Source organism: Kitasatospora sp. NPDC002965, from assembly GCF_040611255.1.
GTDB lineage: Bacteria > Actinomycetota > Actinomycetes > Streptomycetales > Streptomycetaceae > Kitasatospora.
This window is the reverse complement of sequence record NZ_JBEXNT010000047.1, coordinates 1-18305: the sequence shown is the minus strand read 5'-3', so window position 1 is coordinate 18305 and position 18305 is coordinate 1. Positions and strand designations below refer to the sequence as shown.

15 protein-coding genes and 1 pseudogene are annotated in these 18305 nt (G+C 75.4%); 11 read left to right on the top strand and 5 right to left on the bottom strand.

Translation table 11 applies throughout. From position 1 onward, the window contains the following. Positions 1–2: 2 nt before the first annotated feature. The 4 genes from ABZY91_RS19685 to ABZY91_RS19670 all read left to right on the top strand — a co-directional run bounded on the left by ABZY91_RS19685 (position 3) and on the right by ABZY91_RS19670 (position 4619). Positions 3–1295, top strand: coding sequence for an STM4014 family protein (locus ABZY91_RS19685; protein ID WP_355403918.1), 1293 nt, complete (start codon positions 3–5; stop codon positions 1293–1295). An 89-nt stretch (positions 1296–1384) separates the two neighbouring features. Beyond that, on the top strand, positions 1385–2278 hold the full coding sequence (locus tag ABZY91_RS19680; RefSeq protein ID WP_355403984.1) for an STM4013/SEN3800 family hydrolase: 894 nt from the start codon (positions 1385–1387) through the stop codon (positions 2276–2278). After that, entirely contained in the window at positions 2275–3669 is a 1395-nt protein-coding gene (locus ABZY91_RS19675) for an STM4012 family radical SAM protein (RefSeq protein WP_355403916.1), read from the top strand. Before ABZY91_RS19680 ends, ABZY91_RS19675 begins: the two co-directional genes overlap by 4 nt. Positions 3670–3680: 11 nt before the next feature. Continuing rightward, positions 3681–4619 carry an STM4011 family radical SAM protein gene (locus ABZY91_RS19670; protein ID WP_355403914.1) on the top strand — a complete coding sequence of 313 codons (939 nt, stop codon included), beginning with the start codon at positions 3681–3683 and terminating at the stop codon, positions 4617–4619. Between the two features lie 23 nt (positions 4620–4642). Here ABZY91_RS19670 and ABZY91_RS19665 read toward each other — a convergent pair whose 3' ends face one another. Both ABZY91_RS19665 and ABZY91_RS19660 read right to left on the bottom strand, forming a co-directional pair. After that, entirely contained in the window at positions 4643–4801 is a 159-nt protein-coding gene (locus ABZY91_RS19665; protein ID WP_355403912.1) for a hypothetical protein, read from the bottom strand. A gap of 80 nt (positions 4802–4881) precedes the next feature. After that, complete coding sequence (locus tag ABZY91_RS19660; RefSeq protein ID WP_355403910.1) at positions 4882–5928, bottom strand: alpha/beta hydrolase; 1047 nt, start codon at positions 5926–5928, stop codon at positions 4882–4884. A gap of 305 nt (positions 5929–6233) precedes the next feature. On the opposite strand from ABZY91_RS19660, the gene ABZY91_RS19655 reads away from it, so the two are divergent. After that, a complete protein-coding gene (locus ABZY91_RS19655; protein WP_355403908.1) occupies positions 6234–7016 on the top strand; it encodes a hypothetical protein in 783 nt (260 codons plus the stop codon). 275 nt (positions 7017–7291) lie between these two features. Beyond that, a complete protein-coding gene (locus ABZY91_RS19650; protein ID WP_355403906.1) occupies positions 7292–7495 on the top strand; it encodes a hypothetical protein in 204 nt (67 codons plus the stop codon). A gap of 160 nt (positions 7496–7655) precedes the next feature. On the opposite strand, the gene ABZY91_RS19645 is transcribed toward ABZY91_RS19650, so the two are convergent. Beyond that, a complete protein-coding gene (locus ABZY91_RS19645; RefSeq protein ID WP_355403904.1) occupies positions 7656–9020 on the bottom strand; it encodes an LPXTG cell wall anchor domain-containing protein in 1365 nt (454 codons plus the stop codon). A gap of 344 nt (positions 9021–9364) precedes the next feature. Between ABZY91_RS19645 and ligA the strand changes: the two genes are divergently transcribed. From ligA to ABZY91_RS19630, 3 genes are all read left to right on the top strand, one after another. Then, the gene (gene ligA, locus ABZY91_RS19640; protein WP_355403902.1) at positions 9365–11437 is read left to right on the top strand and encodes an NAD-dependent DNA ligase LigA; all 2073 of its coding nucleotides are present in this window, start codon (positions 9365–9367) and stop codon (positions 11435–11437) included. A gap of 422 nt (positions 11438–11859) precedes the next feature. Continuing rightward, entirely contained in the window at positions 11860–13074 is a 1215-nt protein-coding gene (locus ABZY91_RS19635; protein WP_355403982.1) for a class I SAM-dependent methyltransferase, read from the top strand. A 167-nt stretch (positions 13075–13241) separates the two neighbouring features. Next, positions 13242–13616, top strand: coding sequence for a VOC family protein (locus ABZY91_RS19630; RefSeq protein ID WP_355403900.1), 375 nt, complete (start codon positions 13242–13244; stop codon positions 13614–13616). Positions 13617–13742: 126 nt separating this feature from the next. Here the strand turns inward: ABZY91_RS19630 and ABZY91_RS19625 are convergent, their stop codons facing one another. Continuing rightward, complete coding sequence (locus tag ABZY91_RS19625) at positions 13743–14654, bottom strand: SDR family oxidoreductase (RefSeq protein WP_329881128.1); 912 nt, start codon at positions 14652–14654, stop codon at positions 13743–13745. Beyond that, on the bottom strand, positions 14651–15268 hold the full coding sequence (locus tag ABZY91_RS19620; protein WP_355403897.1) for a TetR/AcrR family transcriptional regulator: 618 nt from the start codon (positions 15266–15268) through the stop codon (positions 14651–14653). The genes ABZY91_RS19625 and ABZY91_RS19620 overlap by 4 nt, the downstream gene beginning before the upstream one ends. A gap of 389 nt (positions 15269–15657) precedes the next feature. Here ABZY91_RS19620 and ABZY91_RS19615 point away from each other — a divergent pair, with 389 nt between their 5' ends. Next, complete coding sequence (locus ABZY91_RS19615) at positions 15658–17409, top strand: molybdopterin-dependent oxidoreductase (protein WP_355403895.1); 1752 nt, start codon at positions 15658–15660, stop codon at positions 17407–17409. Positions 17410–17549: 140 nt separating this feature from the next. Beyond that, positions 17550–18206: pseudogene (locus ABZY91_RS19610) on the top strand (fasciclin domain-containing protein); the annotation flags it as partial. Between the last annotated feature and the right edge of the window lie 99 nt (positions 18207–18305).

Here is an 18305-nt window from a genome sequence, read left to right as displayed (position 1 = left end):
CGATGACGACCTCCCGCCCCGGGCCCCCGCCTCCGGCCGCGGCCCCCACCGCGCACACGGACACCGCCACGGGCGGCGGCATCGCCACGGGCACGGGCACGGGCATCGACGGCACGGCTACCCGCCCGGCGGGCACCACCGGCCCCGCCCGGGGCGGCCACCGGCTCCCTGCGTCCGGGCGACTGACCGTGCTCGGCAACCCGGGCCACCGCCGGGTGACGCTGTTCGCCGCCGCCGCACGTGCCGCCGGGCTGCCGGAACCCACCGTGCTGCCCTGGATCGACGTACTGCACGGTACCCACCGGCTGCCCGGGGGGAGCCTGGTGCGGATCGAGTCGCCCGGCGAGGACGAGGCCGTGGACGCGCTGCTGCGCGGGCCCGCCCTCGGCGACGGCTACGCGCCGACCAGGGTCGAGGGCGGAGCGGCCTGGTACGCGCGGGTGACCACCGCACTGCGCGCGCTGGAGCAGGCACCCGGTGTCCGGCTGCTCGGCGACCCCGGGGAGATCGCCGTGATGTTCGACAAGCGGCGCACGCACGCGCTGCTGTCGGCGGCCGGCGTACCGGTGCCCCGGGCGCTCGGCGGCGCCGCCGTCACCGGCTGGGAGGACCTGCGCGAGCGGCTGGCGGTCGCCGGGCTGCGGCGGGTCTTCCTCAAGCCCTCCCACGGCTCCTCCGCCTCGGGGGTGTTGGCGCTGGAGTTCGGCCCCCGCGGCCAGGTGCAGGCGACCACCTCGGTGGAGCTGGCCGGCGGGGAGCTCCACAACTCGCTGCAGGTCCGCCGCTACCGGGACGAGCCCGTGGTGGCCGAGCTGGTCGACCGGCTCGCCCCGGACGGACTGCACGTCGAGCAGTGGGTCCCGAAGGCCGCCCAGTCGGGCCGCTCCGCCGACCTCCGGGTCGTCGTGATCGCCGGACGGGCCACCCACGTGGTGGTCCGCACCAGCCCGCAGCCGATGACCAACCTGCACCTCGGCGGTTCCCGCGGCAGCCTGGCGCTGGCCCGGGAGGCCGCCGGCCCGGCGTGGCCCGCGCTCCTGGAGACGGCGGAGCGGGCGGCCCGGTGCTTCCCGAACTCCCCGATGGTCGGTGTCGACGTGCTTCCCGTCGCCGACTGGCGGCGGGCACTGGTCGGCGAGGTCAACGCCTTCGGTGACCTGCTGCCCAACCTCACCGGTCTGCCCGGCGGTCCGGCCGAGGGCCTGGACACCTACGCCGCCCAGCTCGCCGCCCTCCTCCTGCCCGGCCCCGGGCAGGATCCGACGCACCACCCAGGTACGGAACAGCCCCGATGAACCACCGGACCACCCGGCCCACCGCGCCCACGCCCACCACGCCCGAGCCCGTCGTCGTGCCCGGAGACGCTCCGGCGGGCGGCCCGGACATGAACGCCGTCGTGGGCAGCCACGACCTGCTCCTCGTCACCCTGGACACCCTGCGGTTCGACGTCGCCGAGGAGTTGGCCGCCGCGGGGCGGCTCCCGAACCTGGCCGCCCACCTCCCCGGGGGGCGCTGGGAGAAGCGGCACTCCCCCGGCAGCTTCACCTACGCCTCCCACCAGGCGATCCTGGCCGGGTTCCTACCGACCCCGGCCTCGCCGGACGGGCCGCACCCGCGCCTGTTCGCCGCCCGGTTCGCCGGCTCCGAGACCACCGCTCCGCTCACCTGGGTGTTCGACGCCGCGGACCTTCCGGGTGCGCTCGGCGCCGCCGGGTACCGGACGGTCTGCATCGGCGGGGTCGGCTTCTTCAACAAACAGGGACCGCTGGGTTCGGTACTGCCCGGCCTCTTCCAGGAGAGCCACTGGGCACCGGAGATGGGAGTCCCCTCGCCCACCTCCTTCGAGGCACAGGTCGCCCGCGCCGAGCAGGTGGCCGCCGAACAGCCCGCCGACCGGCCGCTCTTCCTCTTCCTCAACGTCTCGGCACTGCACCAGCCGAACTGGTTCCACCTGCCCGGCGCCACGCGCGAACACGGCGACAGCCGGGAGAGCCACGCCGCCGCCCTCACCTACGTGGACGCCCACATCGGCCGCCTCTTCGCGGCGATGAGCGCACGCCGCCCCTGCTTCGCGATCGTCTGCTCCGACCACGGCACGGCCTACGGCGAGGACGGCTACACCGGGCACCGGATCGGCCACGAGGTGGTCTGGACCGTCCCGTACGCGCACTTCACGCTCCCCGCGCACACCGAGGCAACCGACGCCCGCGTCGGCGCCACCGACGCCGCCACCACGGCCGCCACCACCGACGACGATGCCGCCGAGGAGACCGTATGACCACCGCCCCCGCCCGGCCCGCCGGACCGTCGCACGGGGCCTCCCCCGCGACTCCTTCGAGCCCCGTGGCACCCGAATCGCCGTACCGGTCCTACGTCTACGCCTACCCGCACAAGACCGCGTACCGCACGCTGTCGGACCGCCCCGCGCTGCGTGACCTGTGGGCCGGCGAGCCCCAGCACGCGCTCTCCCTCTACCTCCACATCCCGTTCTGCGAGGTGCGCTGCGGCTTCTGCAACCTCTTCACCCGGATCGGCGGCCCGGACGGCCTGACCACCGCCTACCTGGACGCCCTCGACCGCCAGGCCGACGCCGTCCGCGCGGCGCTCGACGACGGGGCCCGGTTCGCGCTGGCCGCGTTCGGCGGCGGCACCCCCACCTACCTCGACGCGGCGGAGCTGGAACGGCTCTGCGACATCGCCGAGCACCGGATGGGCGCCGACCTGCGGGCGATCCCGCTCTCGGTGGAGGCCTCACCCGCGACCGCCACCGCCGACCGCCTGGAGGTGCTCGCCGCCCGGGGCGCCACCCGGCTCAGCCTGGGCGTGCAGTCCTTCGTCGACGCCGAGGCCCGCTCGGCGGTCCGCCCGCAGAAGCGCGCCGACGTCGAAGCCGCGCTCGGACGGATCCGCGCCGCCGGATTCCCCGTCCTCAACATCGACCTCATCTACGGCATCGACGGTCAGACCGAGGCCAGCTGGCTCCACTCGCTGGACGCCGCACTCGTCTGGCAGCCTGAGGAGCTGTACCTCTACCCGCTCTACGTCCGCCCGCTGACCGGTCTGGCCCGACGCGCGGAGCCGGAGAGCACGGCCCAGTGGGACGCCCGGCGGCTCGCGCTCTACCGGGCCGGCCGCGACCACCTGCTCGCCCACGGCTACCAGCAGGTGTCGATGCGGATGTTCCGCCGCGCCGCCTCCCCGCAGGCCGGCAGCGGCGAGTACGCCTGCCAGACCGACGGCATGGTCGGCCTCGGCTGCGGGGCCCGCTCCTACACCTCCCGGCTGCACTACTCCTTCGACTACGCGGTCGACGCCACCGAGGTCCGCCGCATCATCGACGACTACGTCGCCACCGAGGAGTTCCGGCACGCCGTGGTCGGCCGGGCGATGACCCCGGACGAGGCACGGCGGAGGCACCTCGTCCAGTCGCTGCTCCAGGCCGACGGCCTCCCGGTGGCCGAGTACCGGGCCCGGTTCGGCAGCACCCCCGCCGAGGACTTCCCGGTCGAGCTGGCCGACTTCGAGGCCCGCGGCTGGCTCTCCACCGGCGTGGACGCCCCCGGCCGGCTGGCGCTCTCCCCCGAGGGGCTGGCGCACTCGGACGCGGTCGGTCCGATGCTCTTCTCGCCCGAGGTCCGCACGCTGATGGCCGCGTACGAGGCGAAATGACCTTCCTCGGCATGCCCTCCGCCCGCCCGACAACCAGACCGACAACCGGCCCCAAGCCCGAGCCGGCGGCCGGGAGTTCAGCAGGGCCGGCGACCGGGCTCGACCTCACCCTCCTCTACCGCGGCCCGCTCTCCTCCTGCGACTACGACTGCCCCTACTGCCCGTTCGCCAAGCGGCGCGACACCCCCGGACAACTGCGCTCCGACCGCGCCGCGTTGGAACGCTTCAGCACCTGGGCCACCGGCCGGGCCGGCACCGGCGACACCCTCTCCGTACTGTTCACCCCCTGGGGCGAGGGGCTGGTCCGGCCCTGGTACCGGCGGGCGCTGGTCGAGCTGAGCCGGTTGCCGCACGTCCGACGGGTCGCGATCCAGACCAACCTCAGCTGCCGCACCGGCTGGCTGGCCGAGGCCGACCTCACCACCCTGGCGCTCTGGGTCACCTACCACCCCGGGCAGACGGACCACGACCGCTTCCTCGGCAAGTGCCGTGAACTGGACGCGCTGGGCGTGCGCTACAGCGTCGGCGTGGTCGGGCAGCCCGAGCACCTGGAGGCGGCCCGGCGGCTGCGCGCCGAGCTGTCGCCGGCCGTCTACCTGTGGATCAACGCCGCCGAGGGCCTGACCTACACCGACGCCGAGGCCGCCCGCTGGGCCGCCGTCGATCCGCACTTCGGCTACAGCCGGCACGCCCACCCCAGCGCCGGCCGCCCCTGCCGCACCGGCGAGTCCGTCCTCTCGGTGGACGGCGACGGCACCGTCCGCCGCTGCCACTTCGTCCGTGAGGAGCTCGGCAACCTCTACGACGACTCCTACCGGGCCCGGCTCGGCCCCCGCGCCTGCCCGCTCCCGGTCTGCGACTGCCACATCGGATACGTGCACCTGGAGACCCTGCCGCTGTACGACGTGTTCGCGGGCGGCGTCCTGGAACGCGTGCCGCACGGCTGGTGACCGCGGCCCGCCCGCCGGCCTCGTCAACGGGTCGGCAGGGGGAGTTCGCCGGATACCCCGGGTCGCCGGGGCTCGCCGGACAGCACCGCGTCCTCCCCGGCGGAACGCTCCAGGGCGGCCCCGTGCCGGACCGCCGGGTCGGAGCCCTCCGCGCCTCGGGGCGCCGGGTCCTGCACCGTCACATCCACTCCTCCGGCGGAGGAGGCCGGTGGTGCCCGTCGGGGCCTCCGGGGGCGGACCGCCCGGCCGCCGTCCACCCTGCTCAGCCGCCGGATCCGCCGCCCGGACGGGGCTGCGCCAGGATGCGCCGGAGCCAGCGGGCGCGGGCGTTCCGGGCGTCCTGGCTGAGCGCCGCCTGCGGAGCGAGGGTGTCGAAGCCGTGGAACGCACCGGGCCAGACGTGGAGTTCGGCCTGCCCGCCGGCCCGCCAGATGGCATCGGCGTAGGCGACGCCCTCGTCCCTGAAGGTCTCGGCCGACCCGACCTCGAGGTAGGCCGGGGGCAGCCCGGAGAGATCGGTGGCGCGGGCGGGAGCCGCGTAGGGCGGCACGTCGGCGGCGCCGCACCGGTCGCCCAGCAGCGCCTGCCACCCGGTCGCGTTGGAGGTTCGGTCCCAGGTGTCGATGCCGGCCATCTGGTGGCCGGAGAAGGTGTCGTTGCGGTCGTCCAGCATCGGGCACAGCAGCAGTTGCCCGATCGGTACGGGCCCGCCCCGGTCGCGTGCGAGGAGGGCGAGCGCGGCGGCCAGCCCGCCGCCGGCGCTCTTGCCCCCGACGACCACGCGGTCCGCGTCGAGGCCCAGTTCGGCCGCGTGCTCGACCGTCCAGGCGAATCCGGCGTAGCAGTCCTCCACCGGCCCGGGGTACGGCGTCCGCGGGGCCAGCCGGTACTCGACCGAGACGACGGCCAGCTCCGGCGGGAGGGCCCCTTCACCGAGCAGCGGAGGAAGCACGGACCGGGCGTTGCCCATGACCATCCCGCCGCCGTGCATGTAGTACAGGAACGGCAGCGGCCCGGCGACCCCGGTGGGCCGCACACGCACGAGCGTGATGTCAGGGCCGCCCGGCGCGCCCGGCACACGCAGCTCGTCCACCTCGAAGCGGCCGCCGGCGCCGAGCTCCCGGTCCGTCGGCGCGGGCCGCGCCGCCACGTCCGCCTCCTGCCGGGCCGTCAGGTTCTCCGGGGTCAACGGATCCCTCGCCCCGGCTCCCAAAGCCGCCAGGGCCACGCCCAGTTCGGGATCGAAAGGGGGAGCGCCGCCGGCCTCGGGAGCAGGGCCGGAACGGGACGGCACACCACCGGCGGTCATGACGCGGCGCCCCGTCGAACGAGGGCGGTGCGTCCAGGAAGCGCTCGCGCGTGGTCCATACGGTCCAGTCAACCACCCACCGGGCCGCGCCCACAGTGCGTCGGTCGACGACAACGCCCTTCTCTCGGCGCGAGGCGACCGTCCGCGCGCCGGTCCCCGGCGAGCCCCTGCCGTGCCGGACGTCACCCAAAGCCGCCCGTCCGCCCGCCGGTTGGCCCGTTCGGCTCCTCGGCCCGATTGTCGGACCCGTGCGGTTCAATTCCTCCGACGCACCGTTACCCCGCCTTGCCCCTGGAGCCCCGACCATGACGCAGGACACCACCCGCCCCGCCGCCCCCAACGACTGGGAGGCAGTACTCGCCCACTCCTTCGGGCAGGTCCTCGGACGACCGCTCTCCGCGTACGACCCCGCCGCCCGCTACGGCGCCTACTTCAGCGGCAACTTCATCCTGGAGAGCGAGCTGGACCGGGATCCGGTCTGGGTGGGCGGGGCCGCGCTGGCGGGGAAGGAACCCGTCGTCACGGCGCACCTGCTGCTCACCCCGCCCGGCGACCTCGACGCCACGGATCTGGTCTTCGACGCGAGCCGCTCCTACTTCCTGGTCGAGCCGGCGAAGTTTCCCGACGCCTTCGCCGACGACCTCGTCGCGTTGTCGCCGTCCTGGACCGGCGCGGTCCTGGGAGCCGACCTGGGTCGGCTGGCGGACCGTCACGGGCTCGACCTCGCCTCGGCCGGCCTGCCAGGCGGGGCGTGGAGGCTGTGGGAGGGCCGGATAGCCTCCGCCGACACCCTCCTCGACGCGCTGCGCGCCGCCACGGGCCTCCTGGGCGTCACCGGCCCGGGCGACGTGCCCGCCGGTCTCGGCGACTCGGCCGACGAGGTGGACGGCGAGGCCCACGACCGGATCGCGGCCGTCGAGGACGACCGCCTGCGCGACTACCTGGCGGCCTTCTGCGACCCGGAGTCGCACGACCTCGCCCTCTGCCTCTACGAGATGGAGGAGGAGCAGGACGGCGGGCCGTTGGTGGCCCGCTGGGACGGCTCGGTCGACCAGTACGAGGTCGTCGTCCGGCGGATCGACGCCTGAGGGCGGACGGCAGGCCGCGAGCGGCGGACCCCGGACCTCGCACGGCAAGCCGGTCGACGGGGCCGGAGGCGCGTACGGGGCCGCCGGCGCCCCCGTCGAGCGCCGGACCGACCGGATCCGGTTCGCGACGGTGGGCGTCGTCCACGCCGCCGCCCGCGCCCGTGCCCGTGCGCCGCCGGACGGCGTGGCGGGAACTCGCGCCGAGCAGAAGTCGGTTCGGGCTGAACTCCGGGCCGCCCGAACGGCCGTCGACCCGTTTCGCCTCCCGGGTCCGCGTGCCGTCCGTACCGCCCCGGACCGTCACGCCCGAACGCCGCCCGGTCGACGACGCGGACTCCTCCTACCCCGGCGAGGAACCCTTCCGGTCCGGAGACGGTGACTGCTTCTTCGGCCCGGAGGAGTTCGTCGAAGACCGGGCCGCCCTGGTGTCCGCGCCCGGCCGAACCGGCACACCGGGCGCCAACTCGGCTATTGAGTAGTCTGGTTGACGGACCGAGCCGGTGAATCCGACGGCACGCCCGACCGATCGGCAGCGGAGCCGCCCGCGCCCAGCGCCGGGCGGCCCCGGTGACCGAGCGCGCCGTCAGCGGGCCCGGCCACCGGGGAGCCGTGTTCCGGCGCTCCCCGCGTCATCGGGGTTCAGGCGCGTCGGCGGCGGGCCAGCCAGAGGGCGCCGCCGCCGATCACGGACAGGCCGCCGGCCGTGCCCAGGAGAGCCGCGGACCCGTCGGAACCGGTGCTGGCGAGCTCACCTCCGACCGGGGCGGCTGCCGCCACCGGGGCCACCGCCACCGGGACCGCCGGGGCCGGGGCGACAGCACGGACCGGGGCCGGGGAACTCGTGGCGGACGGGACGGCCGCCGCAGGAGTGGCGCTGCTGGTCGCCGGAGCCGGAGCGGTCGGCACGGGCGTGGTCGGCACGGGCGTGGTCGGCACGGGCGTGGCCGTCGCAGTGGCGGTGGCCGTGGCGGTGGCGGTCGGCTCGGGTGAGGCGGTCGCCTTCGGGGCGGTGATCTCCACGACGGCGCCCCGGACGCACATGGTCGTCCCCTGGAACGGCTGGGCCGCAGGCTCGTTGACGAAGGTGCAGGGGGTCAGCGGGGTCGCACCGACCGGGGTGGTCGCGTCGTAGGACACCCGGACGCGGGTGGTCGTCGTGGCACCCGCGCCGATACCGGAGTCACGGCCCTCCAGGTAGACACCCGGCTTCCCGTCGGGGTCGCTCCCGCGGACCGGCGCCAGGGTGTTCCAGGAACCGTCGGCCCGGCGGACCTGGACGGTGGCGTGCGGGTCGGTGAACAGGACGCGGCCGAGGTTGGCGTACGCGGAGGGGGTGGGGTTGGCCAGGACGGCGTCGAACTCGATCGGCTCGCCGCCCGCGACGGCCGTGGCCGGCACCGGGCCCAGCGAGGCGGAGATCGAGTCGACGCCGATCGTCCGGGTCTCCTGGGCCAGCGCGACCCAGGACCCGTCGAGGGCGGCCACCGCGGAACGCAGGTCCATCGACCGGAACCCGCCGTTGCTGTACCCGTTGTGGGGCCGGCCCATGGGGGCCCCGATGCGCAGCCGGACGGTGGCGGTGGCCCCGGGCGCGACGGTCAGGTCGCCGGGGAGCGTGCCCTGGTAGCCGACCCGCCCGCCCGTGGTGCCGGTCTCCAGCGGGACGGGCTTCCAGGTGCCGTCGGCCGGGTCCCGGTAGTCGATGGTGATGGCGTCCGGGGTCGGCGTGCCCGCCTCGCTGGTGGTGCTCAGGGACAGGCCGTACGAGGTGGTCTCGGTGCCCGTGTTGGTGACGGTCTCGGTGAACTCGACCGGCTGGCCGGCGAAGCCGACCGAGGCCGGGGGCTGAACGGTGAGGACGGCCGACGGCGGCGCGTCGGCGAACGCCGCGGGCGCCGACAGCAGGACCGGCCCGGCGGCCAGCACGGTTCCCAGGACGACGGCGGTGGCGGTGCGCACGACGGAGCGGCGCAGGCGGTGCGGGATACGGACGGCGGAGAGCATGGCAGGGTCCTCTGGTTTCCGGCTGCGGGCAGGCGTCAGCAGCGATCGGCGGTGCGGGTGGTGTTCCACGGGTGCGCGGCTGCGCCGGCCGGCCCCGGGTGACGGTGCTTCGGGTGCGGGCCCGCGCTCGGCCCGAACCCTCACCGAGGCGGCTTCCCGCCTCTCATCCGTACAGACGTGTGGCGCCGCCCCGGGTTGCAGGTCGGTTGCGAGGAATTTTCCGGGCCTCCTCGGACGCCCCCTCGGCCACCGTCCCGGGCCACGGCGCCGGCCCGCCCCGACGGCGCGGACGGCCGTCCGCGGCGCCGACCGGAGATGTCAGTGGCACAGGTCAGGATGGCCACATGACAGACGCAGTGCTCTCCCCCGCCGACTACGCCACCGCCGTCCGGACGGCCCTCCAGGCCTCCGCCGCGTACTACACGGACGGCTCGACACCGCTCGGCGACGACGAGTACGACGCACTGCTCCGCGCCGTCGCCGCGTTCGAGGACGCACACCCCGACCAGGCCCTGCCGGAGTCCCCCACCGGGAAGGTCGCCGGCGGCGCGGTCGGCGGCGACGTCCCGCACAGCGAGCCGATGCTGTCCCTCGACAACGTCTTCACCGCGGAGGAACTCGCGGACTGGGCGGCCGGGCTGGAGCGCCGCCTCGACCACCCCGTCGACGGCTGGTGCGTGGAGCCCAAGCTGGACGGGCTCGCGGTCGCCGCCCGCTACCGCGCCGGCCGCCTGCACCGGATCCTCACCCGTGGCGACGGCCTCGCCGGGGAGGACATCTCCCATGCCGCCGGCGCGATCCTCGGTCTGCCCGCCGAACTCGCGGCCCCCGTCGACGTCGAACTGCGCGGTGAGGTCCTGCTCACCGCCGAGCAGTTCGAGCACGCCAACACGGTCCGGACCGCACACGGCGCGACGCCGTTCGCCAACCCCCGCAACGGCGCCGCGGGCACCCTGCGGGCCAAGGACCGCCCCTACCGCGTCGAGCTGACCTTCTTCGCCTACGACGCCCTCGGCCCCGGCCTCGGCGAGGAGCTCACCCACAGCGCCCTCCTGGAGCGACTGGCGGCCCTCGGCGCCAACACCGCGGCCTCCACCGCCGTCGGCCCCGCCCGCTGTGCCACGATCGAGGAGGTCCAGCGGCGCGTCGAGGAGATCGCCGCCCTGCGCGCCGCCCTGCCGTTCGGCATCGACGGCATCGTGATCAAGGCCGACTCCCCCGCCGACCGGGCCCTGGCCGGTTCCGGCTCGCGCGCCCCGCGCTGGGCGATCGCCCGCAAACTCCCCGCCCAGCACACCGTCACACGTCTGCTGGAGGTCGAGTGGAACGTCGGCCGCACCGGCATCATCGCCCCGCGCGCCGTTCTCGAACCCGTCGTCATCGACGGCGTCACCGTCACCTACGCGACCCTCCACAACCCCGCCGACATCACCCGCCGCGACCTGATGATCGGCGACCGCGTCTTCGTCTACCGCGCGGGCGACGTCATTCCCCGCGTCGAGGCGCCGCTCGTGGACGAGCGCACGGGAGACGAGAAGCCGATCGTCTTCCCGGAGAGCTGCCCGCGCTGCGGCGACGCGATCGACACCACCGAGCAGCGCTGGCGCTGCGCACGCGGCCGCAACTGCCAGGCGGTCGCCTCGATCCGCTACGCCGCAGGCCGTGACCAGCTGGACATCGAGGGTCTCGGCGGCACCCGCGCCGTCCAGCTCGTCGAAGCCGGGCTCGTCACCGACGTGGCGGACCTGTTCGCCCTGACCCGCGAGCAGTTCCTCGGCCTGGAACGCATGGGCGACACCAGCACCGACAACCTCCTCGCCGCCATCGAGACCGCCCGGGCCCGCCCGCTCAACCGCGTCTTCTGCGCCCTGGGAGTGAGAGGCACCGGACGCACCATGTCCCGGCGCATCGCCGCCCACTTCGGGTCGATGGCCGCCATCCGCAGTGCGGACGCCGAGACCCTGGCCACCGTCGACGGCATCGGCCCGGAGAAGGCCCGGGTGATCGTCGCCGAGCTCGTCGAACTCGCGCCCGTCCTGGACAAGCTGATCGCGCAGAACGTCGGCACCGCGACGACCGAGCCGGTGCGGGCCGCCGCGGCCACGGCGGAGACGGAGGGGACGGAGGGAACCGAGGGGACGCAGGGGACGCAGGGCGAAGGACCGCTGGCGGGCGAGGCCGTCGTCGTGACGGGAAGCATGACCGGGCCCCTCGCCGCGCTGTCCCGGAACGAGATGAACGAGTTGATCGAACGGGCGGGAGGCAAGGCGTCCTCGTCCGTGTCCAAGCGCACCACGCTGCTGGTCGCCGGAGGGAAGGCCGGCTCCAAGCTGGCCAAGGCCGAGGAGCTCGGCATCCGCGTCCTTTCGCCCGAGGACTTCGCCGCCCTGGTCGCCGACTTCCTCACCGCCGGATGACGGGCGTGGCCGACCGTGACGGGTGAACGGGCGCGGGGAGGTGGAGCACCGTGTCTCTCCTCCCCGCGCCCCCTCCACCCGGCCGCCCGAGAACCGGCCGGCGGACGGAGAGAGCCTGCGTGTCCGGTACGGCGGGTGGCAATTCGTTTGCGGAGCAGCCCGACGACGTGACACCCTCGTCGCGTTCCGCCCACCCACGGCGGGATCCTCCCGTTTCCGGAAAGGGCTGCTCATGACAGGCTGCGCGGTGCCCGGCATGGTGCTCGGCGACTCCACGGTCCGCACTTCGACCGGGGAGCCGCGCCCGTCCTGACCTGCTGTCCGCTCCCCCTCCTCGTCGAAGTGCTCTTCGTGCCCATCCGCACGTTCGACCACGAGGAGTACCGGTGTCCGAGCTCGACCGGACCGACACCCCCGGCGTCATCACCGGCGCCGCCCTACCCGCCCTTCCCGCCCGTTGGCATTCCGAGAACGGTGCGCCGCCGCCCGGCGGAGTGATCGTCGCCGACGACCGGCTGCGGGCCGACGCCGCCCACGCGTGGGCGGTGCGCGGTACCGCCGTGCTCTGGCAGGGCGACTACCACGGGGCCCGCCAGCTGTGTTCCGCCCTGGCTCGCCGGGCCGGCGCCGACCCGCACCGCCCGCAGGTGCCCGGCGGTACGGCGCCGACCACCGCGGCCGAGGCCTTCCGGCTCCACCGGGAGGAACGCGCCCGGACCGCCCGGGTGGCCGGCTCGCTCCTGGTGCTGCTGGAAGCCGATCACTCACTCCGTCTGCGACGCGCGCCGGATGTGCGCAGGGCCTGCCACGAGGCCTACGGCCCGCCGGACGGACCCAGGGTCGTCGCGCTGCGCGAGCTGCTCGGCGTCATCGGCGCGCAGCAGTGGCGCGAGCGGGGCGTGGACGTGCCCGCGCTCGGCGCACGCATCCACCCGCACTACGGCGTGTTCTCCCCCGTCCGCGGCGAGTACGTCGACCTGGTCGCCCGTGCTCCGCTGCCCTCCGCCGTCCGTGCTGCGGGCCCCGGCCACGGCACGGCGTTCGACCTCGGTACCGGCAGCGGGGTCCTGGCGGCCGTCCTGGCCCGGCGCGGGATCGGCCGGGTGCTCGCCACCGACGTCAACCCGCGCGCCCTCGCCTGCGCGTCCGACAACGCGCACCGGCTCGGGCTCGCCGACCGCGTCCGGCCGGTCGGCACCGGCCTCTACCCACCCGGCGGTGAACGGGCCGGTCTGGTGGTCTGCAACCCGCCCTGGCTGCCCGCCCGGCAGAGCTCTCCCCTCGACCAGGGTGTCTACGATCCCGACGGGCGCATGCTGTCCGGATTCCTCGACGGCCTGGCGGACCGGCTCGTGCCCGGCGGGGAGGGCTGGCTGATCCTCTCCGACCTCGCCGAGCACCTGGGCCTGCGCTCCCGTGACGAGTTGAACGCGGCGTTCGCCAAGGCCGGTCTGCGTGCCCTCGGCCGTCTCGACACCCGCCCCCGCCACCGCCGGGCCGTCGAGGCCGCCCGCGCCGCCCCCGCCGCCGGGCCCGCCGGGACCGCCCGGGGCTCCGGCGGCACCCGGGTGGGCGACCCGCTCCGGGCCGCCCGCGCCGCCGAGGTGACCTCCCTCTGGCGTCTCGGCGCATCGTGACCGGCGGTCGTCGACCGCTCGCGCCCCGGGGTCACAGCCGGGCGGAGGTCGGGGCGGAGGCAGGGGCCGGACGTCCACGGTGCCGGGGCGGCCGGGACCCTCGCCGCACGACCGGGTGGCCGTGCCGGGTCGGAGAACTAGCCTGGTGGTAGTAGGAGGCGATGGACATGCTTGGAAACGCACCGCTGATCCCCATCATCCCGGCGGCCGACCTGGACCGGGCGAAGCACTACTACACCGAAACCCTCGGCGTGAAGCTCAGCGAGGAAGGCTCGCACGACGTCACATTCGAGTGCGGCGGCACGGAGTTCGGCCTCTACGAGACCCCGACCGCCGGGCAGGCCGCGCACACCCTGGCCAGTTTCAAGGTCGCGGACCTCGATGCCGAGATGTCGACGCTGCGCAGCCGCGGCGTCACGTTCGAGGAGTACGACCTGCCGGGGCTGAAGACGGTCGACGGCGTGGTGGAGGACGACGGCATGCGCGCCGCCTGGTTCAAGGACAGCGAAGGGAACATCCTCTGCGTGAACGAACGGACGTGAAGCGGGCCGACGCAGGGCGCGCCGACGCAGGGCGGGCCGAGGTGAACGGGCGGGACGCCGCCCGGTGAAGCGGGCCGGGGGCGGGGCGCCGGATGTCCGGCGCCCTGCCGCCGCCTGCGCCCGGCGCTACAGCGGCTCGCCGAGCGGGCCGTGCTCCGCCTCCAGGGCGTCGGCCCAGTGGGCGGCGAAGTCCGGCGTGGTCCCGTCGGCGTCGGTGAACCCGTACTCCCGGTAGAGGCCCCAAGTGGCCAGGGCACGGCCGGTCCTGGCCATCACGTGCGGGTCGGCGGCCAGCGCGACGACGGCCCGGCCCAGGTAGGCGGGGGTCTCGGAGTGCGCGAAGTCCGGGTCGGCGGCGGCCCCGTCGCGCCAGTTCTCCTCGCGGACGCCGAAGTGCTCCAGCATCGCCTCCGAGCGGAGGAAGCCGGGGGTGAGGGCGACCGCTGCGACCCCGTGCGGCTTCAGCTCGGCCGCCTGGGCGACGGCGAGCCGGATCACCGACGACTTGGCGAGGTCGTAGAAGAACGAGCCGCGGTAGCGGGCGGTGTTGCCGTCGGTGACCTCCACGACCAGGCCGCTGCCGCGCGCCACCATCAGCGGGAGCGCGTACCGGCTGGTGATGACGTGGGTCTCCACGGCCTGCCGGACCAGCCGCAGGCCGGTGTCCAGGTCCTGCTCCCACAGCGGGTGCTGCCAGTCGGTCAGTGGATCGCCGCCCCAGACGGAGTTGACGAGCAGGTCGAGCCGACCGTCCTGCTCGGCGGCGATCCGGTCGACCAGGGCCCGGACCTCCTCGGGGCGGCTGTGGTCGGTGCGGACCGGGATCCCGGTGCCGCCGGCCTCGGTGACCCGGCGGGCGGTCTCCTCGATGGTCTCCGGGCGGTCCAGCTCGGACCGTCCGGCAGAGCTGGACCGCCCGGTGACGTAGACCGTGGCCCCGGCCGCTCCCAGTTCGACGGCGATCCCCCGCCCGCCTCCCCGGGTGCCTCCGGCGACCAGGGCGACCTTCCCCGCGAGCGGCTGCGTGTCGTGCGTCATGATCCCTCCGTCTCGGTGCCGCCCCACGACGGCGTGCGGGGCGACAGCAGGGTGTCGATCTCCCGTTCGATCCGCTGCGGCAGCGTGCCTTCGCGGTCCAGGGCCCAGGCCAGTCCGGCGCCGGCGGCGACCGCCTGGACGGATCCGGCCAGCGCCGCCGGGTCGGTCCCCGCGCGCAGTTCGCCCGCGGCGACGGCCTCGGCCAGGAGCCTCTCCAGCGCCTCGCGCTGCTTCCGGTGGACGGCCAGGGCGTGCTCGCGGAGCGTCGGGTCGGTGAGGTCCGCGCAGAGGAACGCCAGGTGGTTGGCGTAGCCGTCCGGCGTCTCCATGGCGGCCGTCGAGTCCACGGCCAGCGCCGTCAGCGCGGCCAGCGGTGAGGTGTGCTCGGCCGACAGTTCGCCGTAGCGCGCCTCCGCCTCCCGGACGGAGTGCTCGGCCAGCGCGACCAGCAGGCCGCGCTTGGAGCCGAACCGTTGGACGAGGGTGGCCGGCACCAGCCCGACCTCGCCCGCGACGGCCGCCAGGGTCAGCCCGGCGGGGCCGACCCGGCCCATCACCTCCACCGCCGCACGCAGGATCACCGCGTCGTCGACGCCTCTCGGTCGACCGGCCACCGGCCACCTCCTCCATTAGTAAATGAACGTTCGTTTATTATGCCCGGACGGCGCCCCCGACGGAAGCGGAAGCCGCCCGGCACTCAGCGCCAAGAAGCTGCAGGAGCCTCAGGAGGCCCCTGGGGCCGCAGAGTTCCCGGAGGTCGCAGAGTTCCCGGGGGTCGCTCCAGAGGTCCTGATTCACCCGATCGGGTGAGTGTGCCGATCTCACCCATCCGCCACGGCGGCTGGGCCGAATGCGCGGTGTGAGCAACAGGACGAGCACCCGAGGGATCCGGCCGCCGGGCCGCGACCGCGACGCGAGCGGCGAGGCGCGCGACGCGGTGCACGGCGGAGCGCCCGGCGGAGCGGAGGGAAGCACGCGCGGCCCCGGCCGGACAGCGGTTCCGATGCTGTGCGGCCTCGCCGCCGCAGCCGCCGCCGTCGGGGTCGGCGAGGCCGTGGCCGCGTTCGGCCGGCCGGCGGCGGCGCCCGTGCTCGCGATCGGCTCCACCGCCATCGACCTCGCCCCCACGGCGGTCAAGGAGTGGGCGGTGCGGTCCTTCGGCACCGCCGACAAGACGGTGCTGCTGTCCGGGATCCTCGCCGTGCTCGCCGTGCTCGCCGCCGCACTCGGACCGGTCGCGGCCCGACGCCGCGCCCTCGGCATCCTCCTTCCGGTCGGCTTCGGCGCCCTGGGGGTCTGGGCGGCACTCGCCCGGCCGGACGCCGGACCCGCCGACGCGCTGCCGTCGTCGGCCGCCGCGCTGGCCGGGGCCGCCGTACTCCTCGCGCTCCTGCGTCGCAGGCCCGCCCCGCCGGTCCGGTCCGTCCCGCAAGCGCGGGCCGGCGACGGACCGGGCCGGGCAGGCGACGGCGGAGACGCAGCGGACGGCGGACGGACCGACGGACGGACCGACGGACACGGCGGCGAACGGGGCGGAGAAGGGACCGGCACGGCGCGTGAGGCGTCCGGCGCCGAGCAGGACTCCGAACCGGACCCCGATCAGGACACGGACCGGAAGAGGGCGGACGGCCACGGCCCCGACCGGGCGCGCGACATCGCCACGGCCGCCGGAGCCGACCCCGCACCACCCGCCCGCCGGACCGTCCTCGCCGCCGGCGCCGTGATCGCCGTCTCCGCAGGCCTCGCAACCGGGGGCCGGACGCTGTCCGACCGCCGCAACGACGTCACCACCGCCCGCCGCGCGGTCCGGCTCCCGGCACCGGCCCGCCCCGCGCCGCCGCTCCCGGCCGGCGCCGACCTCCGGCTCCCCGGAATGCCGGGCTTCCGGACCGGGACCGCCGACTTCTACCGCGTCGACACGGCGCTCGCACTGCCCCGGATCGACCCGCGCGACTGGGCCCTGCGCATCCACGGCCTCGTCGACCGACCGCTTCTCCTCGACTTCGACGACCTGCTCGCGCTGCCCCTGGACGAGTTCGACCACACGCTGTCCTGCGTCTCCAACGAGGTGGGCGGCCCGTACGTCGGCACCACCCGCTGGCTCGGCGCCTCCCTGCCCGGCCTCCTCCGCCGGGCCGGTGTGCGCGCCGGGGCGGACCAGCTGCTGGGCACCTCGAAGGACGGCATGACCATCGGCACCCCGCTGGACCCGGTGCTGGACGGCCGCACGGCGCTGCTGGCGGTCGCGATGAACGGCGAGCCGCTGCCCGTCGAGCACGGCTTCCCCTGCCGGACGGTGGTGCCGGGCTTCTACGGCTACGCCTCGGCCACCAAGTGGCTGGTCGACCTGGAGGTCACCACCTTCGCCGCCCACGACCCGTACTGGGTGCGGCGCGGCTGGGACCGCACCGGCGAGGTGCGCACGGCCTCGCGGATCGACGTTCCCGCCGCGTTCGCCCGCGTCCCGGCCGGGGACGTCACGGTCGCCGGCACCGCCTGGGCCACCCACCGGGGCGTCGCCGCCGTGGAGGTCCGCGTCGACGGCGGCCCGTGGCGGCAGGCGTCACTCGCCGTCGACGCCGGTCCCGACGTGTGGCGGCAGTGGAGCCTGCGCTGGACGGGCGCCACGCCCGGCACGCACCGCCTGGAGGTGCGCGCCACCGACGCCGCCGGCGCCGTCCAGGACGAGGCCCGCCGACCGCCCTACCCGTCGGGGGCGACCGGCTGGCACAGCACGGTCGTCACCGTCGTCTGAACCACTCCCCGGCCGCCCGAACGGCGGCCCCACCCGACCCCCACCGTCCCACCACCGGTCCCCTGCGGGACCCGGTCCCCTGCGGGACCACCTCGACGTCGCCGGCAACCGGCCGGCACACCTCACAGAAAGTCCGTCCGATGAACCCGATCCTGAGCCGCAAGCCCGTCACCGCCCTGCTCGCCGCCGGCCTCCTCGCCGCGGCCCTCTCCGCCTGCGGCAGCGACGACGGCACCAAGGCGTCCGACACGGCCAAGTCCGCCGCGCCCGCGACGACCGCCACCGGCTCCACGTCCGCCGCCACCAGCCCCGACCCGGGGACGGGATCCCCGGCCGTCCAGGCGGCGGCCGGCCGGCCGTTCGGTGCCGCGTGTTCCGCCGTGCCGAAGGACGGCGCCGGCTCCTTCGACGGGATGGCACAGGACCCGGTCGCGACCGCCGCCTCCAACAACCCGCTGCTGTCCACGCTCGTCACGGCGGTGAAGCAGGCCGGTCTGGTCGACACGCTCAACTCGGCGAAGAACATCACCGTGTTCGCGCCGACCAACGACGCCTTCGCCAAGCTCCCGAAGAAGGACCTCGACGCCGTCCTCGCCGACAAGGAGAAGCTCACCAAGGTCCTCACGTACCACGTGGTCCCGCAGCGGCTCGCCCCCACCGCGCTGACCGGCGGCCACAAGACCCTGGAGACCCACGACGTCACGGTGACCGGCGCCGTCCCGGAGTTCACCGTCAACGGCGCGGCCAAGGTCCTCTGCGGTGACGTGCAGACCGCCAACGCGACGGTCTACATCGTGGCGACGGCGGGTGCGCGGCGCCGTCACCTCCAGCTCCACCGCCCCCGGCCGCGGCACCAGCGCCGGCGGCAGCAGCGCCACCCCCAGGCCGGCAGCCAC